Annotated in this window: 20 protein-coding genes; 19 read left to right on the forward strand and 1 reads right to left on the reverse strand. The window is 47.0% G+C overall.

Annotated features, from left to right (window positions below; translation table 11 throughout):
* Positions 1 to 100: 100 nt before the first annotated feature.
* Positions 101 to 1,306, forward strand: a complete 1,206-nt coding sequence (locus ACTTK6_RS11495) for an argininosuccinate synthase (protein WP_079475756.1) — start codon at positions 101 to 103, stop codon at positions 1,304 to 1,306.
* Positions 1,303 to 2,685, forward strand: coding sequence for an argininosuccinate lyase (argH, locus tag ACTTK6_RS11500; protein WP_462833497.1), 1,383 nt, complete (start codon positions 1,303 to 1,305; stop codon positions 2,683 to 2,685). The genes ACTTK6_RS11495 and argH overlap by 4 nt, the downstream gene beginning before the upstream one ends.
* A gap of 123 nt (positions 2,686 to 2,808) precedes the next feature.
* On the opposite strand, the gene ACTTK6_RS11505 is transcribed toward argH, so the two are convergent.
* Positions 2,809 to 3,249: a universal stress protein gene (locus ACTTK6_RS11505; protein ID WP_079475758.1), complete on the reverse strand. Its 441-nt coding sequence runs from the start codon at positions 3,247 to 3,249 to the stop codon at positions 2,809 to 2,811.
* Positions 3,250 to 3,421: 172 nt separating this feature from the next.
* Between ACTTK6_RS11505 and ACTTK6_RS11510 the strand changes: the two genes are divergently transcribed.
* From ACTTK6_RS11510 to pnpS, 17 genes are all read left to right on the forward strand, one after another.
* A complete protein-coding gene (locus ACTTK6_RS11510) occupies positions 3,422 to 4,180 on the forward strand; it encodes an SDR family oxidoreductase (protein WP_462833498.1) in 759 nt (252 codons plus the stop codon).
* A gap of 77 nt (positions 4,181 to 4,257) precedes the next feature.
* The gene (locus ACTTK6_RS11515; protein ID WP_462833499.1) at positions 4,258 to 4,941 is read left to right on the forward strand and encodes a metal-dependent hydrolase; all 684 of its coding nucleotides are present in this window, start codon (positions 4,258 to 4,260) and stop codon (positions 4,939 to 4,941) included.
* Between the two features lie 198 nt (positions 4,942 to 5,139).
* Positions 5,140 to 6,450, forward strand: a complete 1,311-nt coding sequence (locus ACTTK6_RS11520; RefSeq protein WP_079475761.1) for a CBS domain-containing protein — start codon at positions 5,140 to 5,142, stop codon at positions 6,448 to 6,450.
* 17 nt (positions 6,451 to 6,467) lie between these two features.
* The gene (locus ACTTK6_RS11525; protein ID WP_462833500.1) at positions 6,468 to 7,427 is read left to right on the forward strand and encodes a DHH family phosphoesterase; all 960 of its coding nucleotides are present in this window, start codon (positions 6,468 to 6,470) and stop codon (positions 7,425 to 7,427) included.
* A 40-nt stretch (positions 7,428 to 7,467) separates the two neighbouring features.
* Positions 7,468 to 10,764, forward strand: coding sequence for a DNA polymerase III subunit alpha (locus ACTTK6_RS11530; protein WP_462833501.1), 3,297 nt, complete (start codon positions 7,468 to 7,470; stop codon positions 10,762 to 10,764).
* Between the two features lie 114 nt (positions 10,765 to 10,878).
* Positions 10,879 to 12,114, forward strand: coding sequence for an NADP-dependent malic enzyme (gene ystJ / locus ACTTK6_RS11535; protein WP_094908444.1), 1,236 nt, complete (start codon positions 10,879 to 10,881; stop codon positions 12,112 to 12,114).
* A 265-nt stretch (positions 12,115 to 12,379) separates the two neighbouring features.
* Positions 12,380 to 13,225, forward strand: coding sequence for an acetyl-CoA carboxylase, carboxyltransferase subunit beta (gene accD / locus ACTTK6_RS11540; protein ID WP_079477008.1), 846 nt, complete (start codon positions 12,380 to 12,382; stop codon positions 13,223 to 13,225).
* A 15-nt stretch (positions 13,226 to 13,240) separates the two neighbouring features.
* A complete protein-coding gene (locus ACTTK6_RS11545) occupies positions 13,241 to 14,203 on the forward strand; it encodes an acetyl-CoA carboxylase carboxyltransferase subunit alpha (protein WP_079475765.1) in 963 nt (320 codons plus the stop codon).
* A gap of 208 nt (positions 14,204 to 14,411) precedes the next feature.
* Positions 14,412 to 15,371: a 6-phosphofructokinase gene (gene pfkA / locus ACTTK6_RS11550; protein ID WP_094908445.1), complete on the forward strand. Its 960-nt coding sequence runs from the start codon at positions 14,412 to 14,414 to the stop codon at positions 15,369 to 15,371.
* 84 nt (positions 15,372 to 15,455) lie between these two features.
* Positions 15,456 to 17,210 (forward strand): pyruvate kinase, encoded by a 1,755-nt coding sequence (pyk, locus tag ACTTK6_RS11555; protein ID WP_094908446.1) that lies wholly within the window; start codon positions 15,456 to 15,458, stop codon positions 17,208 to 17,210.
* A gap of 85 nt (positions 17,211 to 17,295) precedes the next feature.
* Positions 17,296 to 17,694, forward strand: coding sequence for an FxsA family protein (locus tag ACTTK6_RS11560; protein WP_079475768.1), 399 nt, complete (start codon positions 17,296 to 17,298; stop codon positions 17,692 to 17,694).
* Between the two features lie 118 nt (positions 17,695 to 17,812).
* Positions 17,813 to 18,286: a DUF441 domain-containing protein gene (locus ACTTK6_RS11565; protein ID WP_079475769.1), complete on the forward strand. Its 474-nt coding sequence runs from the start codon at positions 17,813 to 17,815 to the stop codon at positions 18,284 to 18,286.
* 233 nt (positions 18,287 to 18,519) lie between these two features.
* Positions 18,520 to 19,635 carry a citrate synthase gene (citZ, locus tag ACTTK6_RS11570; RefSeq protein ID WP_079475770.1) on the forward strand — a complete coding sequence of 372 codons (1,116 nt, stop codon included), beginning with the start codon at positions 18,520 to 18,522 and terminating at the stop codon, positions 19,633 to 19,635.
* A gap of 114 nt (positions 19,636 to 19,749) precedes the next feature.
* Positions 19,750 to 21,018, forward strand: a complete 1,269-nt coding sequence (gene icd, locus ACTTK6_RS11575; RefSeq protein WP_079475771.1) for an NADP-dependent isocitrate dehydrogenase — start codon at positions 19,750 to 19,752, stop codon at positions 21,016 to 21,018.
* A 29-nt stretch (positions 21,019 to 21,047) separates the two neighbouring features.
* On the forward strand, positions 21,048 to 21,992 hold the full coding sequence (gene mdh / locus ACTTK6_RS11580) for a malate dehydrogenase (protein ID WP_094908447.1): 945 nt from the start codon (positions 21,048 to 21,050) through the stop codon (positions 21,990 to 21,992).
* 170 nt (positions 21,993 to 22,162) lie between these two features.
* A complete protein-coding gene (locus ACTTK6_RS11585; protein ID WP_079475772.1) occupies positions 22,163 to 22,873 on the forward strand; it encodes a response regulator transcription factor in 711 nt (236 codons plus the stop codon).
* Positions 22,870 to 24,651 carry a two-component system histidine kinase PnpS gene (pnpS, locus tag ACTTK6_RS11590; protein ID WP_462833502.1) on the forward strand — a complete coding sequence of 594 codons (1,782 nt, stop codon included), beginning with the start codon at positions 22,870 to 22,872 and terminating at the stop codon, positions 24,649 to 24,651. Before ACTTK6_RS11585 ends, pnpS begins: the two co-directional genes overlap by 4 nt.
* The last annotated feature ends 54 nt before the right edge of the window (positions 24,652 to 24,705 follow it).

The following is a 24,705-nucleotide window of genomic DNA, read 5'->3' on the forward strand; positions in this document are numbered from 1 at the left end:
TCATAAAACAAAGACGACAGTCTTTTAATTTTTTCAAAATGATGTATAAAAATAATTTATCAAGCATGAATATTCAATTATAATCTGGAGGGGAATAAGAATGGCAGACAAAAAAGTAGTTCTCGCCTATTCAGGCGGTTTGGACACATCAGTAGCAATTAAGTGGTTGAGCAGTCAGGGTTACGAAGTAGTAGCGGTAGGCCTGGACGTAGGAGAGGGGAAGGATCTGGAATTTGTAAAAAATAAAGCCTTGGAAGTAGGGGCTGTACAGTCATACACAGTAGATGCGAAAAAAGAATTTGCCGAAGATTTCGTCCTTCCGGCCCTGCAGGCACATACGCTGTATGAACAAAAATATCCGCTCGTATCTGCATTATCAAGGCCGTTAATTTCAAAGAAACTGGTTGAGATTGCCGAGCAGACAAATGCTGATGCCGTAGCGCATGGCTGCACTGGTAAAGGAAACGACCAGGTAAGATTTGAAGTCAGTATTCAGGCTCTTAATCCTGACCTCGAGGTACTCGCACCTGTTCGGGAGTGGGGATGGTCGAGAGATGAAGAAATCGCTTATGCAAAAGAAAATGACGTGCCTGTACCTGTAAACCTCGATAATCCATATTCTGTCGATCAAAATCTCTGGGGCAGAAGCAACGAGTGCGGTGTTCTAGAAGACCCGTGGGCTACACCGCCGGAAGGCGCGTATGATTTAACGAATCCACTCGAAAAAACACCGGACGAAGCAGACATCGTCGAAATTGAATTCAAGCAGGGCAAGCCAGTGGCGCTTAACGGCCAGGCTTATGAACTGCAGGATTTGATTCTGGAATTAAATGACGTTGCTGGCAAGCACGGCGTGGGCAGAATTGATCACGTGGAAAACAGAATGGTAGGAATTAAATCAAGAGAAATTTATGAGTGCCCGGCAGCTATGACGCTGATTCAGGCGCACAAAGAGCTTGAAGACCTCACGCTCCCCAAAGAAGTGGCTCACTTTAAACCGGTTATTGAAAAAAAATTAAGTGAAGTAATTTATGAAGGACTGTGGTTCTCCCAGGTACGGCCAGCGCTTGAAGCGTTTTTAAAAGAAACGCAAACTAACGTGACAGGCATTGTACGGGTGAAATTATTTAAAGGCCATGCTATCATTGAAGGAAGAAAATCAGACTACTCCTTGTACAATGAAAACCTGGCTACCTACTCCACGCACGACGAATTTGATCATAATGCAGCTGTCGGATTTATTCAGCTGTGGGGTCTGCCGACCAAAGTACAAAGTGCAGTTAACAAGAAAGGTGTTAATGTATGACCAAACTATGGGGCGGGCGCTTTACAAAACAAGCGGAAGAATGGGTGGATGCCTTTGGGGCATCCATTCCTTTTGACCAAAAACTGGTGGAAGAAGATCTCCAGGGAAGTATTGCGCACGTACATATGCTGAAGAATCAGGAAATCATCACCGAAGAAGAAGCAGCCGAAATCCATCGCGGACTGGAAGCGGTGCTTGCCAAAGCAAAAAATGGAGAATTGGAATACTCGGTCCAAAATGAAGACATTCATTTGAATATCGAGAAGTTTTTAATTGATGAAATTGGCCCGGTCGGCGGCAAGCTCCATACAGGCCGGAGCCGTAACGATCAGGTGGCTACAGATGTTCATCTGTACGTAAGAAATCACACGCACACTGTTATGCAGTCTATCCGGGCCCTGCAGCAGGCGCTGCTTTTGCAGGCAGAGGAGCATGTCGAAACCATTATCCCTGGATATACCCATTTGCAGCGGGCACAGCCTATCTCTTTCGGCCATCACATGATGGCTTATTTCTGGATGCTTGAGCGGGACTACGGGCGCTTTGAGGACAGCTTAAAACGCACGAACATTTCTCCTCTCGGAGCAGGGGCCCTCGCCGGCACAACGTTTCCTATCGACCGCCGCCAGACGGCAGAGGAGCTCGGCTTTGATGATATTTATCAAAACAGCCTGGACGCTGTAAGCGACAGGGACTTTGCCCTGGAATTTATGAGCGCGGCGTCCACTGTTATGATGCATTTGTCCAGATTGGCTGAAGAAATGATCTTCTGGTCAAGCCAGGAATTTCAATTTATTGAACTCGATGACTCTTTTGCGACAGGCAGCAGCATCATGCCGCAAAAGAAAAATCCGGATATGGCAGAGCTTATTCGTGGAAAAACCGGACGGGTGTATGGAAACCTTATGGGACTGTATACGCTTTTGAAGGGGCTGCCGCTTGCGTATAATAAAGATATGCAGGAGGATAAAGAGGGACTGTTTGACACCGTGCGCACCCTTGAAGGCTCTCTGGATATTTTTGCGGGAATGGTGGAAACGATGGAAGTTCGTACAGAAAAAATGGCGGAAACCACGAGCAAAGACTTCTCTAATGCGACAGAACTCGCGGATTACCTCGCCGTTAAAGGAGTCCCGTTCCGGGAAGCTCATGAGATTGTCGGCAAATTGGTGCTTGATTGCATTCAAAGCAATAAGTATCTTGCAGATCTTTCCATGAATGAATTTAAAGAAGCAAATGAAGCCTTTGAAGAAGATATCTATGAGGTCTTAAAGCCTGAGACGGTGGTAAGCCGCAGAAATAGTGAAGGCGGTACCGGCTTTGGTCAGGTCCGGTCTGCCATCGAGCAGGGGAAAAAGGTAATAAAACAAAAGTTATAAATACAGATGCTGTCCCGTCCGGAGTAAATCTTTGGGCGGGGTCTTTTTAATGTGGAAAAGAATGCCGCCTGGGCGGAGATAAAAAATCCCGCGTCCGTATGGACACGGGGCCTTAGCTGGCAGTTATTTACGTACAATTAAGACGTCACATTTCGCATGGCGGGCAATGGCTTCCGAAACGCTGCCAATAAAGACGCGTTCAACAGCATTCAGACCGGTAGCCCCAGTGATAATTAAATCTGCTTCATAGTTTTTGGCCAGCTCACGCGGGATCTTTGTTTTTGGAGAACCGAACTCCAATGAGGAGACGACGTCAGGAACCCCTGCATTTTCTGCTTCTGCTGTATAGTTCTCAAGCAGTTCGTTGCCATATTCTTCTGCTCGTGCAATAATAGTACGGTCATACCGTTCCATTGTGGCAAATGTTCTCGTATCAATAACATGAGAGATGATTAGTTTTGCCTGCTGCTCCTGCGCAATCTCAACAGATTTTTTAAAAGCTGTTCTGGATTCGTCTGAGCCATCGACGGCAACAATAATAACTTCGTATCTACTCAATGCCATCCTCCCCTTTTGTCGTAGGATTTCTATTTCCTGTAGATAATTTTCCCTATTTTTTTAATTTAAAACGATAGTGTGTAGGTAAAAGGATGTGCCGGGAAAACAGAACAGAAAATGTTCAAATAATTTTCATTATTACATAACTAATGGATGACATAAAGGCGGGTGAATAACGATGAGGCACGCGTTAATTACAGCAGGCACGAAAGGCCTCGGCCGAAAAGTTTCTGAAGCTTTAAAAGAAAAAGGTTATACGTTGACCGTTACTTACCGGAAAAAAGACGAGGCTTACTATAAAATGAAAGAGCAGTGGGAAATGGAAAGCAGCCACATCCAGTTCGTCCAGGGGGACATGGTCTCAAAGCAGGACGTAGAGCGGATGGTGGAAGAAGCTTATTCAGCCTTTGGCCGACTTGATATCGTCGTAAATAATGCTGGCCCTTACATATTTGAAAAAAAGCAGCTAGCAGATTATTCCGATGAAGAATGGCACCGGATGGTTGATGGCAACCTGAGTGCTGCCTTCCATTTGGCAAAAAAAGCGATACCGATTATGCGCCGGCAGCAGTTCGGCCGTTTTATTACTTATGGTTTTCAGAGTGCTCCTACAGCGCCGGGATGGCTTTATCGTTCAGCATATGCAGCGGCGAAAAGCGGCCTGGTGTCTTTGACAAAATCAATTTCTCTAGAAGAAGCATCCTACGGTATTACCGCAAACATGGTTTGTCCGGGCATAGTGACAGAAGAGTTTAAGGAAGCAGATATACATGCAGGCAGACAGGTGAGTGACCATTCTGTTCCTGTTGGAAGGCCAGCAACGGGCGGCGACATTGCAAGAACTATTTTATTTTTAACGGATGACGATGCGGATATGATTACAGGCTCTGTAATTGAAGTGACCGGCGGGATAGATGTGCTTCATAAACGCAGGTAAGTGGAAGGCAGTTTAAGTTAGGCTGGTAAAAGGTATAGTTCCCCGGAAACAGTTTTTGATTGCGGAGGAGGATATACATGAAAGTATCTTATCATGGTCATTCAGTAGTAAAGATTGAGACAAACGGCAAAACAATCTTAATTGACCCATTTATTACAGATAACCCATTAACTGATTTAAATGCGGAAGATGTGAAAGCAGATGCCATTTTGCTGACTCATGGTCATTTTGACCATGTCGGAGACACAGTGGATATCGCCAAGCGAAATAATGCGCTTGTAGTGGCACCGTTTGAACTGGCTCAGTATCTTGGCTGGCAGGGCGTAGAAACGCACCCAATGCATATTGGCGGCGGCTATACGTTTGATTTCGGCCACGTACAGTTAACTCAGGCATTTCACGGTTCCGGCTACTTCCTTGAAGAGGAACAAAAGATTATTTATACGGGTATGCCAAGTGGCATTATTTTCGAAGCGGAAGGAAAGAAAGTGTATCATATGGGCGATACCGGCTTGTTTTCTGACATTAAGCTTATCGCGGAAAGAAACAATATTGATCTTTTATTCGTCCCAATTGGTGATAACTTTACAATGGGTCCTAAGGATGCCAAAACGGCAGCGGAATGGGTGAATGCGGATTATACGGTTCCAATCCATTACAATACCATGCCGCCTATCAAACAGGATCCGCAGCAGTTTGTAGATTCCCTTTCTCCACTGAAAGGAAAAGCACTGGAAGCCGGCGGCTCGATTGAATTATAGAATTTAAAAAACCGTTCAGTCATTAAAACAGACTGAACGGTTTTTTTTAATACAATTGCCGGCAGGCAGTTGAAGGGAGGGTTTCTGAACCGTATAATGTAATAGTACAGATAATGAAACAGAAGTAATACAGTTAAAAATTTACGCGGACAGAGCGCTCCCGGTAAGTGCGTAAATAAAAAGGAAGGTACTGTGCCTATGGCAACCAAACATGAACAAATATTAAATTACATACTGGCCCTGGACGTAGGAGAAAAAATTTCCGTCCGTGGAATTGCAAAGAACCTGGAAGTAAGTGAAGGTACAGCGTACCGTGCAATTAAGGAAGCAGAAAACCAGGGAATTGTCAGTACGATTGAACGAGTCGGCACGATACGTATCGAAAAAAAGCAAAAAGAAAACTTCGAACGTCTAACCTATGCTGAAGTAGTTAACATTATTGACGGCCAGGTGCTTGGGGGCAGAAATGGGCTTCACAAAACCCTGAATCGCTTTGTGATTGGTGCCATGAAGCTTGAAGCGATGATGCGGTACGTGGAGCCCGGGAACCTCCTCATTGTCGGTAACCGGTACCAGGTGCATAAACTTGCCCTTGAAGCAGGAGCAGCTGTTTTAATTACCGGTGGATTTGATACGAATGAACATGTCATTTCTCTGGCGGATGAACTGGGCCTGCCGGTAATTACAACGACATATGACACGTTTACGGTAGCTACCATGATTAACCGGGCGATCTATGACCAGCTCATTAAAAAAGAAATTGTGGTAGTAAATGATATTTTAATTCCGCTACAGGATACGTATTTTATGACGGTGGATAATACAGTGGAAAAATGGCATGAAATGAACCAAAAAACCGGCCACAGTAGATATCCGGTGATCAGCGAAGACATGAAAGTTCAGGGAATGGTAGCTGCGAAGGACGTATTGGGCGCTTCGGTTCAGACTCCTATCGAAAAAGTGATGACAAAATCTCCAATTACGGTCAGTGAACGGACGTCTGTGGCTTCGGTAGCCCATACGATGGTATGGGAAGGTATCGAACTGCTTCCGGTAATGGACGATGCGAAAAAGCTGCTTGGAGTTATCAGCCGGCAGGACGTATTAAAAGCACTGCAGATGGTTCAGCGCCAGCCACACGTCGGGGAAACCATTGAAGATACGGTAACAAGCCGTTTCCGGGAAGCCCCTCCTGGGTCGGGATTTATGTTTGAGTGCGATATTACGCCGCAGATGACCAATGCGCTCGGTACGGTGGCAAACGGGGTTATCATGTCTCTTGTTACGGAGACAGGCCAACGTCTGCTTAGAGACTACAAAAAAGGCGATATGGTGGTAGAGAATGTAACACTTTACTTTATCCGGCCAGTACAGATTGAAAGCAAAATTGAGTTGAACGGGAAAATACTTGAAGTGGGAAGAAAACACGGGAAAGTGGATGTGGAATTGTACTATGAAGGCGCGATCGTCGGCAAGGCGATGATGATGGTACAGCTACTCGACCGCTGATCGATGGGGGATAGACAATGCAAATATTTCAGGCAATCATACAGACGATAGAGCAGTACGATAAAATTATGATTTACCGGCACGAGCGTCCCGATCCGGATGCTCTCGGCTCCCAGGCGGGCCTGGCTGCGTGGATTAAAAAGCAGTTCCCTGACAAGCAGGTGGGCACTACCGGAGAAAATGAGCCTTCGCTTTCTTTTTTAACGACTATGGATGAACAATTGACTGAAGTGGATGCCGAAACGCTGGTGATTGTTTGCGATACTGCCAATATGGCAAGGATCGACGGCGAAGGCTGGGACCAGGGAGCAGCGGTTATTAAAATCGATCATCACCCGAACGAAGATCCGTACGGGGAACCGATGTGGGTGGATACAAAAAAAAGCTCCACGTGCGAAATGATTACAGAATTGATTCTGTTTGCCCAAAAATCCTACGGATGGACAGTTCCGAATGAAACAGCCCGGCTGTGCTACGCCGGCCTTATTGGAGATACCGGTCGTTTTCAGTTTAGCAATACTACGCCAAACACGATGCGCATGGCAGCTGAACTTCTTGCGTTCGATTTTGAACCGGGAGCAATTTATGCTGAAATGTATAAGAACCCTGAGAGCCTGGTGCGTCTACGCGGAGAGGTACTTCAAAGCTTTACCCTGACAGAGGATGGGGCGGCTTACATGTACCTAACCCAGGAAATGCTTCGTAAATACGGCATAACCATCAATGAATCCTCAGCAGTGATCAATTCGTTTGCAGACACAGAAGGGGTTGTTGCATGGGTGTTCTTTGTAGAAGAAGAACAGGGGTCGTACCGGGTGCGTTTTCGTTCGCGCGGACCGGTGATTAATCAGCTTGCTGTTAAATACCGCGGGGGCGGCCACACTATGGCAGCAGGAGCCAAAGCAGAAAACAGGCAGGAAACAGAAAACATTATACAGGCGCTCGAGGACATCTGCCGGAACTGGCAGCATAGATAAAACGCCCATCACCTAGCCGGCCACAGGGAGGATCAGGAATATGTCACTGCACGTATATTCGGAATACAGCATGTTGCAAAGCACTATCAGGCTAGAGAATCTCGTCCGCAAAGCAAAAGAATACAGCTGGCCGGCAGCTGCGGTCACGGACCGGGACACGATGCACGGGGCCGTGGCTTTTTACCGTCTCTGCCGGCAGTACCAGGTGAAAAGCCTTCCAGGAATAGAGCTGTGGGTTCAGGGAGATGGCGCAGAAGACCAGGAATTCCCGGTAATTGCACTGCCGCAAAACAACGGGGGATACAAGCAGCTCATGCAGTGGGCTGGGGACAAACAACAGGACAGGCAGGTCACATGGGAACAACTGGCGGATTCTGCCGGTTGTCTTTTTATCCTGCCGCTTGAACAGAGCGAACCCGGCACCTTCAGGAAAAGCAAAAATGACTTGTATGCATTTTTTGAAAAATGGAGCAGACGGTTTGCGCCTGGTGTTCTTTGGCTTGAAGCCCCGAAAATGGAAGAGGAAATGGAGTGGAGAGAGGCAGCGGAACGATTTGGCATCTCCATGGTGGCTTCTCCGTTGATTAATATGCAAAAATCTGAAGAGGCACGGGCCTATAAACTGCTGCAGGCAGTGAAGGACGGCAGGGTCTGGAAAGATACCGTAATTGACCGGAAGCCCTTTTCACTGGAAGTGTGGCAGGAGAAGGCGACTGAGATGTACGAAGCCGGCCATCTCAATAACTGGAGAAAAATAGCTGACAAATGTCACGTAGACCTTTCATTAGGTGAAACGCACATGCCGGTGTTTCCAACCCCCGGGGAGCAGCCAGCTTCTCTGTATTTAAAAAAGCTAGCGGAAAAGGGAATGCAAAAACGTTATAGTACTGTTTCAGAACATGCGCGGGAGCGGCTGAAGCATGAACTTAGCGTTATTATTGATGCCGGGTTTGCAGATTATTTTTTAATTGTGCAGGATTTTGTTGCGTTTGCTAAAAAACAGGGGATGTATGTAGGGCCTGGGAGAGGCTCGGCCGCAGGGTCGCTTGTGTCCTACCTTATCGGCATTACGGATGTGGATCCTTTGCAGTACGGTCTTCTGTTTGAGCGGTTTCTGAATCCGGAACGGGCTGCGCTTCCGGATATAGATATTGATTTTCCGGACCATCGGCGTGAAGAGGTACTGCAGTATTTGCGGACAAAATACGGGGAAACATGCGTAGCGCAGATTGTTACATTCAATACGTTCGGAGCTCGTGCTGCGATACGGGACGCAGGCAGGGTGCTTGAAATTCCACAGGGACTCATTAACCGGACAGCAGGCATGTTTTCAGGGACCGATTCTATAGCCGGAAAAACAGCCAGTGATAAAAAACTGCAGCAGTGGCAGCAGACTGAACCGAAGGTGGAGTCACTGCTCCGGGCTGCTTCCTATTTAGAAGGCCTGCCGCGCCAAACGTCCATTCACGCGGCCGGTATTGTATTAAGCAGTGGCCGGCTTGACTCCTACACTCCTTTAATGGATAGAAATGGTGTGCTCTTACTGACCCAGTACCCGATGGAAGACCTTGAAGCGCTGGGGCTGGTGAAAATTGACCTGCTGGGGCTCCGGAATTTAACGCTGCTTGAATATATGACCGAAGCAGTCCAAAAAGAAAAAAATGATTTTCAATTAAGGCACATTCCAATGAATGATAAAAAAACTTACCAACTGCTGAGCGAAGGGAAAACCAACGGCATCTTCCAGCTTGAATCAGCAGGGATGAAGTCTGCTCTGCAGCAGATCCGGCCCGACCGCTTTGAAGACATTGCTGCAGTGAGCGCACTTTACCGGCCGGGACCAATGGCTCAGATTCCTTTGTATGCAGAACGTAAGCATGGAATAAAAGAAATGCCTGCTCTTCCTGAGCATATTGAAGATATTGCTGGATCCACATATGGCATCATCGTTTATCAGGAGCAGATTATGCAGATTGCTGTAAAAGTGGCAGGGTACTCAATGGGGGAGGCGGATTCCTTCCGGCGGGCTATCAGTAAAAAAGACGCTCGTGAAATGAAAAAAGAAAAAAAGCGTTTTCTTGAAAAAGCAGGGGCTTCCGGCGTGCTGACAGCGGAAGCAGAAACAATTTTCAGCTGGATTGAACAATTTGCCAATTATGGTTTTAATAAGAGCCATGCGGTGGCCTATAGTGTGATTTCCTATCAGCTGGCTTATATCAAAGCTCACCACCCGGCCGTGTTTTTTTCATCGTTGATGTCAGGCCATGTGCGAAGTGAAGAAAAATTTCTGGAATACCAGCGGGAAGCAAAGGAAATTGGTATTGAGCTGCTCCCCCCTTCAATCAATCAAAGTGGTTATGGTTTTCGTATTGAGGAGGGGAATCTTCGTTTTGGCTTGAATATTGTTAAACAGGTAGGAAAAAGTAATATCCAGATGATTTTGAAGGAACGAAACAGCAGCGGGCGTTTTGAATACTGGCTTGATTTTCTTCACCGGGTAGATACTAGAGCGATTGGGCGGCAGGGATTTGTATATCTGATCCAGGCCGGTGTGTTTGATGAATTTGAAGTGGAACGGTCTACGCTGCTCGCTTCACTTGATCGTTCACTGCGGATAATTGAAGGGGAACAGGAATTTCAGGAATTTGGCACAGAACTGGCTCCTCGGATGCGCTGGATCGAGGCCGCCCCCCTTTCCTGGGAAGAGAAGCTCGAAATGGAAAAGGAGGCCTCCGGTTATTACTTAAGCGGCCATCCACTGGAGGCGTATAAGGAACTTTTTGCTGCCTTCGAGTTATGGGAGCTTGGAAGCTCTCTTCCCGTGGATAATCAGCTGCGCTGGGCTGGCGGGTTTGTGAGGACGGTGAAGACTGTGCGCACCAAAAATGGACAATCCATGTGCTTCCTGACGATAGACGACGGGACTGGAGAGCTTGAAGTGGTAGTTTTTCCGAATGTTTACCGGAATGTAAAATCACTGCTTGCAGAAAAATCAATTCTTTTGGTTCAGGGACGGACAGACAAGCAGTCCCGGGGGGACAAGATGATTGCGGAGAGCTGCCTCTCTCTGCCGGAAATCGAAAAACAGGCAGAACACACGCTGTATGTTAAATTGCCGGAAGATGAGCAGGGACAAGTGCTGCGCCGGGTCAAACAAGTACTTCGGCAATCGCCTGGAGCGGTGACGGTCCTCATCTATGACGGGCAACAGGGACGTGCTTTCCAGCTTGAAAACAGCTTAAAAACGGACGCCGGGGACACGTGCATGCGAGGACTTGAAAAGGTTGTTTCAAAAGAATCCATTATATTAAAATCAAATAAAGATGCCGCTGACTGATTATTCTGTTATAATAGGTAACGTTTATAATTAAATTGAACGAAACACTGAATGTGCTTCTGTAAGCACAGGGTTATCATTAAAATATAAAAAATGCTGAAGGAGAGTGGCACTATGCCTACCACCCGCGAAGAAGCACTACATATTCACAAACAGAATCAAGGGAAACTCGAAACCGTATCGAAAGTACCGGTGAAAAATGGAAGAGATTTAAGCCTGGCATATTCTCCGGGAGTAGCTGAGCCCTGCAAAGAAATTTTTGATGATAAACAAAAAGTATTCGAATATACAATGAAGGGCAATATGGTGGCAGTCGTTTCTGACGGCTCAGCCGTGCTTGGGCTGGGCAATATCGGCCCGGAAGCGTCTCTTCCGGTGATGGAAGGAAAAGCGGTTCTTTTTAAATCATTTGCCGGTGTGGATGCTTTTCCTATCTGTCTTGAAACAAATGATGTAGATAAAATTGTAGAGACGGTAAAGTTAATGCAGCCAACATTTGGCGGTGTCAACCTGGAAGATATTGCAGCCCCTAACTGCTTCGTTATTGAAGAGCGCCTAAAAAAAGAAACAAATATTCCTGTATTTCATGACGATCAGCACGGCACAGCGATCGTTACCGTAGCCGGCTTGATCAATGCTTTGAAGCTCAATAAAAAGCATTTGTCTGAGATACGGGTAGTTATTAACGGGGCAGGATCAGCGGGAATTGCCATTATTAAGCTTCTGCGCCGTTTCGGGGTGAAGGATGTCATTTTATGCGATTCTAAAGGCGCTATTTATGAAGGCCGTCCGGAAGGCATGAACGACATGAAAGCAGAAGTCGCAAAAGTAACGAACAATGAGAATGTTTCCGGCGGGCTAAAAGAGGTCGTTCAGAACACAGACGTGTTTATAGGCGTTTCCGTAGCGGGAGTACTTTCAAAAGAAATGGTAGAGTCCATGAATGATGACCCGATCATTTTTGCGATGGCCAACCCGGACCCCGAGATCACACCGGATGATGCTAAAGACGCTGGGGCAAAAGTGATCGGTACCGGCCGTTCCGATTTTCCAAACCAGGTAAACAATGTGCTGGCCTTTCCGGGTATTTTTCGCGGAGCTCTCGATGTGAACGCCACTCACATTAACGAAGATATGAAAAAAGCAGCTGTATACGCTATTGCAGAGCTGATTACGGAAGATGAACTGAACGAAGACTATGTAATTCCAAACCCGTTTGATCCAAGAGTCGCTCCGGAAGTAGCTGCGGCGGTGGCAAAAACAGCCATGGAAACAGGCGTGGCGAGGAAAAACGCCGATCCGGAGAAAATCAAAGAGAAAACCAGGGCTCTTTCCGATATTGAAGAATAATAAAGGCCTATAGACCTAACCATTGAAGATGTCTGGCTTTTCCTATGTATTAGAGCTTGTCTGTGATAAACTATGTGGGAGACTAATAGCAGGAGCGATCGCTGACAAAACGGTCGCTCCTGATGTACGTCTGCAAATAAAACAACAGCGCTGCGTTATGTACACCAGCTGAACGGTGAAATACATTCCGGGACGCTGCAGTCTGCTTGCGTTTCTATTATTTGCGGAGCAGCCAAGCATTAAATATGAAGAAGGTGTCTTTATGATGATCAAAGATTTATTCAGTAAAAGGCGAAAATATGCTTCAATGCCGGCTGAACGGGAACAGCCGAAAACCATGAACGAGGGCGTTATGACAAAATGTCCCAAATGCAAAACAATTGTTTATACAAAAGAATTAGTAAAACATGCCAATGTCTGTATGCATTGTGGTCATCATATGCCGATGACTCCTTCCGAACGGATTGATTTGATCCTTGATGAGGATTCTTTTCACGAGCTGAACCCTCATATGGTCTCGGCAGACCCTCTGGAGTTTCCGGAATACAAGGAAAAGCTTGAAAAGGACCAGAAAAAAACCGGCCATAAGGAAGCTGTCGTCACAGGAGAAGGAACGATCGGCGGCACCCCGGTGGTCCTGGGCGTGATGGATCCGGCATTTCGGATGGGCAGTATGGGCTCGGTAGTTGGAGAAAAAATCACCCGGGCAATCGAGCGGGCCCTTGACCTCCATGCCCCGTTCATTCTGTTTTCTGCTTCGGGCGGAGCCCGGATGCAGGAAGGGATTCTCAGCCTCATGCAGATGGCTAAAACCAGCGCAGCACTGAAAAAAATGGATGAAGCAGGGCTTTTGTTTGTCTCAGTTATGACCCATCCCACCACGGGGGGCGTTTCTGCAAGCTTCGCCTCTCTTGGGGACTATAATTTTGCCGAACCTGAAGCATTGATCGGCTTTGCCGGCAGAAGAATAATTGAACAGACGATCCGCCAAGAGCTTCCCGAAGATTTTCAGACAGCAGAATTTTTGCTTAAACACGGCCAGCTTGACAAGGTGCTGCACAGGCAGGATATGAAAAACACTTTGTCTGCGATCGTGCAGATGCATACGTGAAGGGAGTCAGTGCCAATGGAAAATCATCTTCCTTTTGAAAAACCAATCATGGAGCTCCGAAACAAAATCGATGAATTAAAAAGCTTTACAGATGAGAAGGATATCGATTTAAGCGGAGAAATAGAGAAATTGGAACAGCGGCTAGAGCAGCTCGAAGCCGAAGTATATAACAATTTAAAGCCGTGGCAGCGTGTGCAGATCGCAAGGCACCCGGAGCGCCCCACCACTCTCGATTATATCGACAGTTTGTTTGAGCAATTCATCGAATTGCATGGCGATCGTCTGTTTGGAGATGACGAAGCGATTGTTGGGGGCATCGCTTTTTTTGAAGGAAGCCCGGTGACTGTCATCGGCCATCAACGCGGACGAGATACGAAGGAAAACGTCCGCCGGAATTTCGGGATGCCGCATCCGGAAGGGTACCGCAAAGCGCTTCGGCTTATGAAGCAGGCGGAAAAATTTAACCGTCCGGTGATCTGTTTTGTCGATACGAAGGGCGCTTATCCTGGAAAAGCGGCGGAAGAGCGCGGCCAGAGTGAAGCCATTGCCCGGAATTTGATGGAAATGGCTGGCCTGAAAGTGCCGGTAATTAGTGTTGTTATCGGAGAAGGCGGCAGCGGAGGCGGGCTTGCGCTTGGAGTGGCGAACCATGTACATATGTTCGAAAATTCATGGTACTCGACCATCTCCCCTGAAGGTGCTTCCTCTATTTTATGGAAGGATGCTTCATATGCCCGGGAAGCTGCAGAAGCTATGCGTATTACGGCTGGAGACTTACAAGAATTTGGTGTGGTTGATGAGATTGTGAAAGAACCCCGGGGAGGGGCGCATCATGATCCAAAAGAACAAACGGCTATTTTACGGAAGACGCTTCAACAGTCTTTAAAGGACCTGCTTGTATTAACGCCGAATGAATTAATAGAATCAAGGTATGAAAAATTTAAGCAAATGGGCACGTTTGAAGAAAGTGATTTTTAGGAAAGCGCCGGGTGGCGCTTTTTTTGTGAAATAGAACCGCTCCTGCTGTTCAGCTGCAATTGAAAAGAGGTGCGGGCAACTGTGCGAGATGGCAATTTTGACTTGGTTTTTTAATAATAGCAGCTTTCGAAAATATAATTACTTTTGTGTCATCGGGTCTATAACGGGTATAATGATAAACAGGAATGCAAAGGGAAGGAGTTATGGAATGAAACGGATTGGAGTGTTAACGAGCGGAGGAGATTCGCCCGGAATGAATGCAGCCATACGTGCTGTTGTTCGGAAGGCGATCTACCATGATCTTGAAGTTTATGGCGTGCAGTACGGCTATGCCGGGCTGATCGAAGGTGACATTGAAAAAATGGAGCTTGGCGACGTAGGTGATATTATTCACCGCGGTGGAACAAAACTATATACTGCCCGCTGCGAGGAATTCCGCACGCCGGAGGGACGACAGAAGGCTGTAGATCAGCTGAACGCAAGAGGCATTGAAGCTTTGGTCGTTATAGGCGGTGACGGCTCGTTCCGTGGAGCGGAAAAATTAACTGAGCTTGGCTACCCAACGATTGGAATACCAGGGACCATCGACAACGATATTCCGGGCACAGACTATACAATTGGTTTTGATACAGCCTTGAACACAGTTATTGACGCGATTGATAAAATCCGGGATACCGCCACTTCACATGAACGTACATACGTTATTGAAGTAATGGGCAGAGACGCCGGCGATCTCGCTCTCTGGTCCGGCCTGGCCGACGGTGCCGAGACGATTTTAATCCCAGAGGAAGAGTATGATATGGATCAGGTAGTCAGCCGTCTACGTCGCGGACATGCGAGGGGTAAGAAGCACAGTATCATCATTATCGCCGAAGGCGTAGGAAGCGGCACAGAGTTTGGCCAGAAGATCCAGGAAACAACGAATCTCGAAACAAGGGTAACCGTTCTTGGCCACATTCAGCGTGGAGGGTCACCGACCGGTTTTGACCGGGTACTTGCAAGTCGTCTCGGCGCAAGAGCTGTTGAACTTCTTTTGAATGGAAAAGAAGGAAGAATGGTCGGTATCGAGAAAAATGAGATCGTTGATAAATCGATTCCAGAAGTGCTTAAGCAGAAGCATCAGGTGGACTCTGGCATGTACAAACTATCCCAGGAGCTGTCGATTTAATTCCGGGGCAAAGGCTTTACCGCGGATGAAAAGTTTCTATGATACAATAAACTAGGATTTCAGAGAGAGAACAGGAGGAAGATCATGCGAAAAACAAAGATTGTATGCACGATAGGACCGGCAAGTGAAGCGCCGGAAACGCTGGAAAAATTAATTAAAAACGGGATGAATGTAGCGAGGCTTAATTTTTCCCATGGGGATTTTGATGAGCATCAGGCCCGGATTGACAGCATTCGCGAAGTTTCTGCCCGGCTGAAGAAAAATGTGGCAATACTGCTTGACACAAAGGGGCCGGAAGTACGTACTCATACGATGGAAGGCGGCGCCATCCAGCTTGAAAAGGGACAGCCGTTGATCATCAGCACGGAAGAAGTCGTCGGCACAACAGAAAAAATCTCCGTTACTCACGGTGGTTTAACCGAAGATATGGAAGTCGGCAAAAAAATTCTTCTCGATGACGGACTGATTGAGCTTGAAGTAACCGGTATCGAAGACAAAGAAGTTCATACGAAAGTGCTGAATAACGGCGAACTGAAAAACAAAAAAGGCGTTAACCTCCCGAACGTGAAGGTCAATCTGCCAGGCATAACAGAAAAAGATGCGGATGACATCGAATTCGGAATTAGAAATAACGTCGACTTTATTGCCGCTTCATTTGTACGCCGGGCTTCTGATGTTTTGGAAATTCGCGAGCTCCTGGAAAAACACGGAGCAGAAGATACGTTCATCGTGCCGAAAATTGAGAACCAGGAAGGCATCGACAACGTCGAGGAAATTCTTGAAGTGTCCGACGGGTTGATGGTGGCGCGCGGAGACATGGGCGTTGAAATTCCGCCTGAGGAAGTGCCGCTTGTACAAAAGCGCCTGATTAAACGCTGCAACTTCCTCGCCAAGCCGGTAATTACAGCTACGCAGATGCTTGATTCGATGCAGCATAACCCACGCCCGACGAGGGCGGAAGCAAGTGACGTGGCAAATGCCATTTTTGATGGTACAGACGCTATCATGCTTTCCGGAGAAACAGCAGCGGGAGATTATCCGGTGGAATCAGTAGAAACCATGAGCAATATTGCGCTGAGAGCAGAGTCTTCGCTGCAGTACCGCAATACACTGGACGAAAAAACAAAAGAAAGCAAGCCTTCAATTACCAACTCCATTGGGCAGTCCGTAGCCTACACCGCCCATTCGCTGAATGCTTCGGCGATTCTTACCGCTACCGAAAGCGGGTATACCGCACGTATTGTTTCGAAATATCGTCCGGAGTCGCCGATTATTGCGGTTACAAGCAATGAACGCGTCTACCGCCGGCTTGCGCTAATCTGGGGCGTCCAGGGACTGTTGGGCACGAAATCCAGTACCACCGATGAAATGCTTGATGTAACTGTAAGCAAGGCTCTATCAGAAGAACTCGTCAGCCGCGGAGATCTTGTTGTTATTTCTGCCGGGGTGCCTGTAGGAGAAACGGGAACAACCAACCTGATGAAAGTTCACGTAATCGGTGAAACGGTCGCCAAAGGACAGGGCATTGGCCGTTACACCGCAGCGGGAAGAGTAGTCGTTGCCGGAAGCGCAGAAGAAGCAAACGCCAAAATGACAGAAGGCGCCGTGCTCGTCACCCAGGCAACAGACAAAGACATGATGCCAGCCGTTGAAAAAGCGTTGGCAGTTGTCACAGAAGAAGGAGGATTAACCTCCCACGCCGCGGTGGTAGGCTTGAACCTGGGTATTCCTGTAGTAGTTGGTGTAGAAGAAGCCAGAAGCTTATTTGAAGACGGCGAAGAAATTACTGTCGATGCTTCAAGAGGCGACATTTACCGCGGGCACGCCAGTGTGCTGTAAGCGGTTCTGATTATTCTTTTTGGTCTTGCGGCGCCTGAGTTACGCCGGGGGCTGGATAAAAACTTAAACGAAGGGGGGCGGGCAGATGGCTAAATGGTTTTTATTACTGCTGATTATTATACCGGCTGCAGAAGTAGGGGTGCTAATATTAGCCGGCAATACGATTGGTATATGGCCGACAATTGCACTCATTATTGCAACCGGCCTGCTTGGGGCCTGGCTGGCGAAACGGGAAGGCCTGCAGGTGTTCCGTACGCTGCAGCTGCAGACACAGCGGGGAGAAATGCCTGGAGATATTGTCCTCGATGGTGTATGTATTCTTGTCGGCGGTACGCTGTTGCTCACCCCAGGCTTTATCACAGACGCTCTTGGCTTCAGCCTGTTGATCCCGTGGTCGAGAAGAGGAATGAAAGCTGTGTTAAAGAGATGGTTTAAAAAAATGGTAGATAACGGGAATATAAGAGTAATGGGGCGCAGGTGGTAATCCTGACGCCCCGCCCGCCCGATTGAAACTTCTGAAAACTTTCCGGGCGCACATGACATGAAATTGTCAAATGTGGTAGGATTATTAGGAGCGTTTAATTTGGAAGGATGACCATGCATTGTTATCGCAAGCCTCAGTTTTTTTACTTATACTGCTTGCGGTGGGAATTTTCGCAAAAAACCAGTCGCTAATTGTAGCCGTTGCTGCTTTAATTGTTATTAAATGGACAGGGCTGGGCGATAAAATATTTCCGTTTATGCAGGCAAAAGGCATTGAAATTGCTGTTACTATTTTGACGTTTGCGGTTCTGGTTCCTATTGCTACCGGGGATATTGGCTTTCGCCAGCTCGGCGAAGCAGTTCGTTCCTATTATGCATGGATTGCGCTTGCTTCAGGCATTCTGGTGGCTCTTATCGCCAAGGGGGGTGTAGAGCTGCTTCAGAGCGACCCGCATATTACCACTGCACTAGTGCTTGGAACTATATTAGCAGTAGCTCTGTTTAACGGTATAGCCGTCGGCCCTCTAATCGGGGCTGGCATCGCATATATTGCGATGAGAGCCGTAGAGTGGTTTTCCTCTCTCGGTGGATAACGGCTGAATAACAGCCGGGGTGTTTCTCCGGCTGCCTAAACAGGGAAATAGTCATTATTGTGTACACAATTGAATGCGCTACACCTCCAAAAAGTAGCAGTACAATGGGTTTTTATGACAAAAACAGACCAACCGTTCTGTTTTGAAACGTATGTTTTATTAAAAGGAAAATGTAAGCATTTTCTTCTTCGGTACATACGTTATACTTTTTGAATTAAAGGAGAGATTGTGTAATGAGTTCAACTCGTGGTTTAGAAGGCGTTGTAGCTACAACTTCCAGTGTCAGCTCCATTGTTGATGATGTGTTAAAGTATCAGGGATATCATATTGATGACCTGACAGAGCATGCATCTTTTGAAGAAGTTATTTACCTGCTTTGGTACGGAGAGCTTCCAAACAAAGAAGAATATAACAACTTCCGCCAGTCGCTCATGGATAATATGAGCGTTCCGGATGAGGTCTTTGATTATATGAAACAGTATTCAGTTGATAAAGTGCGTCCTATGGCTGCCCTTCGTACTGCAGTGTCCCAGTTAAGCTTATATGACAGTGAAGCTGACGACATGAGCGAAGAAGCAAACCAGCGCAAAGCTGTGCGTCTGCAGTCACAAATTCTATCTCTCGTCACAGGCTTTGCAAGAATTCGAAAAGGTAAAGATCCAATCAAACCCGATCCTGCACTGAGCTTTTCGGCAAACTTTATGTATATGCTAAACGGAGAAGAGCCAGATGAAACGTCCATCAAAGCATTTAACAAAGCGATGATCCTGCATGCCGACCACGAGCTGAATGCTTCAACCTTTACCGCCCGTGTATGTGTGGCTACCCTTTCGGATATGTACTCTGGAGTCACAGCTGCTATCGGGGCATTAAAAGGCCCGCTTCACGGTGGCGCCAACGAGCGTGTGATGGAAATGCTTACAGAAATCGGCACTCCTGAAAATGTAGACAGTCATGTGCAGAAGCTTCTTGATAACAAAGAAAAGATTATGGGCTTTGGCCACCGGGTATATAAAACCGGTGATCCGCGTGCCAAGCATCTGCGCGAAATGTCCCGCCAGCTGACAGAAGTGACCGGAGAATCGAAATGGTATGACATGTCGATGAAGGTTGAAGAAAAAATTGAAAATGAAAAAGGATTGCTGCCAAACGTGGACTTCTTCTCGGCGTCCGTATATCACAGTCTCGGCATCGACCATGACTTGTTCACGCCAATTTTTGCTGTCAGCCGCACGTCCGGATGGATTGCCCATATTCTTGAGCAGTATGAAAACAATCGTTTAATCCGTCCGCGCGCCGAATACGTTGGCCCGGAAAACAAAAAGTATGTTTCTCTTGAAGAGCGGTAAGAAAGACTTTAAAAAGCAGCACTTCGCTTGTCTTGCTTTCAGCTTCAGCAGCCCCGGGCACGGTCCAGTGCCCGGGAAAAGTAAAGGTTTATTATATTAAAGGAGGATTTATTCATGTCTAATGGAGAAAAAATTCAAACTAGTAATGGTAACTTAACGGTGCCAAACGAACCGATTATTCCGTATATCGAAGGGGACGGCATCGGCCCGGACATCTGGGCAGCAGCGGAGAAAGTATTGGATGCAGCTGTAGAAAAAGCCTATAACGGAGAAAAGAAAATTCATTGGAAAGAAATCCTTGTAGGACAGAAAGCTTATGACAAAACAGGCGAATGGCTTCCGGAAGAATCCCTGGATGCTATCCGTGAATACTTAATCGCTATTAAAGGCCCACTCACTACTCCTATCGGTGGAGGCATCCGTTCCCTGAACGTGGCGCTGCGCCAAAAGCTTGACCTGTTTACGTGCCTGCGCCCGGTTCAGCACTTTACAGGAGTGCCTTCTCCAGTGAAGCGCCCGGAAGACGTCAACATGGTGATTTTCCGTGAAAATACAGAAGATATCTATGCCGGCATTGAATTCCAGGAAGGCACGGATGAAGTGAAAAAAGTAATCGACTTCCTGCAAAACGAAATGGGATCCGAAAACATCCGTTTCCCTGAAACATCCGGAATCGGCGTAAAACCTGTTTCCAAAGAAGGTACTGAGCGTCTCGTGCGTGCGTCAATTCAATACGCTCTTGATGAAGGCCGTGAAAGTGTAACCCTCGTACACAAGGGTAATATCATGAAGTTTACAGAAGGCTCCTTCAAAAACTGGGGTTACGACCTTGCGGAGCGTGAATTCGGGGATAAAGTCTTCACATGGCGCGAATACGATGAAATCGTAGAAAAAGAAGGCAAAGAAGCAGGAAATGCTGCCCAGGATAAAGCGGTAAGTGAAGGCAAAATCATTGTAAAAGATGCTATCGCAGACATCTTCCTGCAGCAGATTCTGACACGTCCGAAAGAGTTTGATGTAGTAGCCACGATGAACTTGAACGGCGACTATGTTTCCGACGCCCTCGCTGCACAGGTTGGCGGTATTGGTATTGCGCCGGGCGCCAACATCAACTATGAGACAGGGCACGCTATTTTCGAAGCGACACACGGCACAGCGCCAAAATACGCCGGCCTGGACAAAGTAAATCCATCTTCTGTAATCCTGTCCGGTGAACTGCTCCTTCGTCACCTTGGCTGGAATGAAGCTGCCGAGCTTGTGCTTCAATCCATGGACAAAACCATCGGAAGCAAAGTCGTTACTTATGACTTCGCACGCCTGATGGACGGAGCAAAAGAAGTGAAGTGCTCTGAGTTCGGTGACGCTCTAATCAGCAATATGTAATCCAATCAATTGATAGGAGATGAGCACGCATGGCTATTACGCGCAGAAAAGTATCAGTTATAGGAGGCGGCTTTACAGGCGCTACTACGGCTCTTATGGTTGCCCAGAAAGAGCTCGGGGATGTAGTGCTTGTAGATGTCCCGGACAATGAAGGACCGACAAAAGGGAAAGCACTCGATATGCTCGAGTCGACTCCGGTAAATGGGTCGGATGTTAATGTGACCGGCACCTCGGATTACGCTGATACAGCTGGGTCGGACATTGTCGTAATTACAGCAGGTATTGCAAGAAAGCCGGGAATGAGCCGGGATGATCTGATTAATACAAATGCAAAAATCATGAAATCTGTCACAAAAGAAATTGTGAAACATTCACCGGAATGCATTATTGTCGTGCTCACGAATCCGGCAGATGCAATGACGTATGCTGTGTATAAAGAATCCGGCTTCCCTAAAAACCGTGTTATCGGCCAGTCCGGGGTGCTCGATACGGCACGTTTCCGCACATTTGTTGCCCAGGAGACCGGTATTTCTGTGGAAGACATCCAGGGATTCGTTCTTGGGGGCCACGGAGATGACATGGTACCGCTGATCCGTTATTCGAACGCTGGCGGAGTGCCGCTGACTAAGCTCATATCCCAAGAACGTATTGACGCCATTATTGAACGCACACGCAAGGGCGGAGGAGAAATTGTGCAGCTTCTTGGTAATGGAAGTGCGTACTATGCCCCTGCTGCTGCTCTTACAGAAATGGTCGAAGCTATTTTGAAGGATAAAAAGCGCGTGCTCCCATCTATTGCTTATCTTGAAGGCGAATATGGATATGATGATCTTTACCTCGGAGTCCCGACCATTCTTGGCGGTAACGGGCTGGAAAAAATTATCGAGCTCGAGCTGACAGAGGAAGAACAAAACCAATTGAATACTTCTGCTGATTCTGTTCGTGATGTCATGAAGGCCTTACCGAACGATTAAAGAAGTACTGCGGGCTGCCTGTATCGTACAGGCAGTCTTTTTTTGCTTGCAGACGAAAAGCGATAAACATTGAGCTGTACTGTTCGCTTATAGTATGATGAATGTGACAGATGCAGCAGCTCGGGAAAATAATCAGGGCCAAGGGGGGCGCTGAGAGGCGGAGGGTTCATATGGCAACAAGGTTGTTGGTAGTAGACGATGAAGAATCTATCGTAACGCTGTTAAAATACAATCTCGAACAGTCGGGATACACGGTGGATACCGCTTATGACGGCGTGGAAGCAATCCGGAAAGCACAGCAGGTAAAGTACGATTTAATTGTGCTGGATCTGATGATTCCAGAGATCGACGGCCTCGAGGTGTGCCGGAAAATCCGGACTGAAAAAATACAGGTTCCAATATTGATGCTTACTGCAAAAGACGAAGAATTTGATAAAGTGCTCGGTCTTGAACTTGGAGCCGATGATTATATGACAAAGCCGTTCAGCCCGCGCGAGCTGGTCGCCCGTGTTAAGGCCATCATGCGTAGAGTGGACTATTCCGGGCAGGAAACGGAAATGGAAAAAATAGAAAGTAAAACCATCGGTCACTTAACAGTATATCCGGAAAATTATGAAGCATACGTGCAGGAAGAAGCACTTGAACTGACTCCGAAAGAATTTGAACTGCTCGTCTACTTAATTAATCATAAAGGCCGGGTGCTTACGCGTGACCAGCTATTGAATGCAGTATGGAATTACGAATTTGTCGGAGACACGAGAATTGTCGATGTACATATTAGTCATCTACGTGAAAAAATTGAACCGAATACGAAAAAACCGGTATACATCAAAACAGTCCGTGGTCTTGGCTATAAATTTGAGGAGCCCGCGCCTGCATGAAGCGATTCCGCACCCGCTTGATTGTAGCCTTGATGGCGATTATTTTAATCGTTTTGACCGTCGTGGGGCTTGTGATAGGGCAAATTGTCCGTTCCCTTTATGTGGAGGAGCTCGAGAATAGTCTGGAAAGAGAGGCCAACCTTTCTGCCTCTATTGCTGAAGAGCGGGAGGAAGGAAACTGGGAAGCACTGGCCCAGAATATAAGCAGTCAGCTGGATGTCCGTGTGACGATTTTGAATGAAACCGGAGAGGTTATTGAAGAAACAGAAGCTGAATCAGAGGAACTCGACAATCATTTCGGACGTCCGGAAATAGAGGAGGCCCGTGAAAGTGGTAAAGGAAGTAACATCCGATACAGTAATACGCTGGAAGCAGAGCTTTTATATTACGCGGTGCCTTTTTCGTATGAAAACTATACGTATTATATGAGACTTGCGATACCTGTCGAACGGATTAACGCGATTAACTGGCTGATTTGGGGAACGTTGATTGGCTGCTTTGGTGTAGCGCTCTTAATCATTTTATACATTACAACCAAAGTGACAAATCAATTGACCAAACCGATCACCCAGGCTACAAAAACGGCCAATGAACTGGCTAAAGGCAATTTCAGTGCCCGTGCTTATGGAAGCGCCCAGGATGAGGTTGGCCAGCTGACCCGCTCTATTAACGTGCTCGCATTTAACCTTGAAAGCGTGACAAAGGAAAACCAGGAGCAGCAGGAACGGCTTGAGACCCTGATTAATACGATGGAGAGCGGGCTGGTTTTTATAAACAGCCGCGGCGAAATTACACTGATGAATGCCTATTGCTCCCGCGTTTTTGAAGAGGATACAAGTGAATGGCTCAATTTATTGTATTATGAAGCGATGGATGAAAAAGAGATCATTAAGCTCATCCAGAAGATATTTTTAACTGAAAGCCGGACGAGCGCCACCGTCCAGATGCTGCATGAGCTTGAAGTGCGTTTTTTCCATGTATACGGGGCCCCAGTACTTGGAGAAAATGAAGAGCTGCGGGGTATCGTACTCGTTTTGCATGATATTACAGAGTTGAAAAAGCTTGAGGAAGTGCGAAAAGATTTTGTGGCTAACGTTTCGCATGAATTAAAAACACCGGTGACATCAGTAAAAGGCTTTACCGAAACGCTCCTTGACGGGGCCATGCATGATGAAGCGTTAAGCAGGCAATTCCTGGAAATTATGTGGAAAGAAAGCGACCGGCTTCAGGATTTAATCAGTGATCTGTTGGAACTTTCAAGAATTGAACAGGATTACTTTGAATTAAACCGGAGCCGTTTTGACATGAGCAGCACAATAACAGAAGCCCTGCGGCTTCTTGAATCTAAAGCGATCGATAAGCACTTGCTACTCACTTCCCGTATTGACACTGGAATTTATATGGACGGGGACGAAGCCCGGATAAAACAGATTATTATTAACCTGGTAAACAATGCGATTATTTATACTAAAGAAGGCGGCGAAGTGCAGGTCCGGCTGTTTGAAGAAGCGGAAGAGGCAGTGCTTGAAGTGGAGGACAATGGCATTGGCATTAGTCCCGAACAACTGCCGCGTATTTTTGAAAGGTTCTACCGCGTTGATAAAGCCAGAAGCCGCGGCTCTGGAGGCACTGGACTCGGGCTGGCTATTGTTAAACACTTGACGGATGCCCATGGCGGGCGTATCGAAGTGCACAGCAGAAAAAACGAAGGGACGACATTTACACTGCGCTTTCCGAAGTCACGGAATATGGAAGAGGAAGAATTTACAAATTCTTAATCTCTAATCCATAAGTCATTTACATTTATGTTATAACATAGTGGTCGAACGGGT

The organism is Marinococcus salis (genome assembly GCF_054971365.1).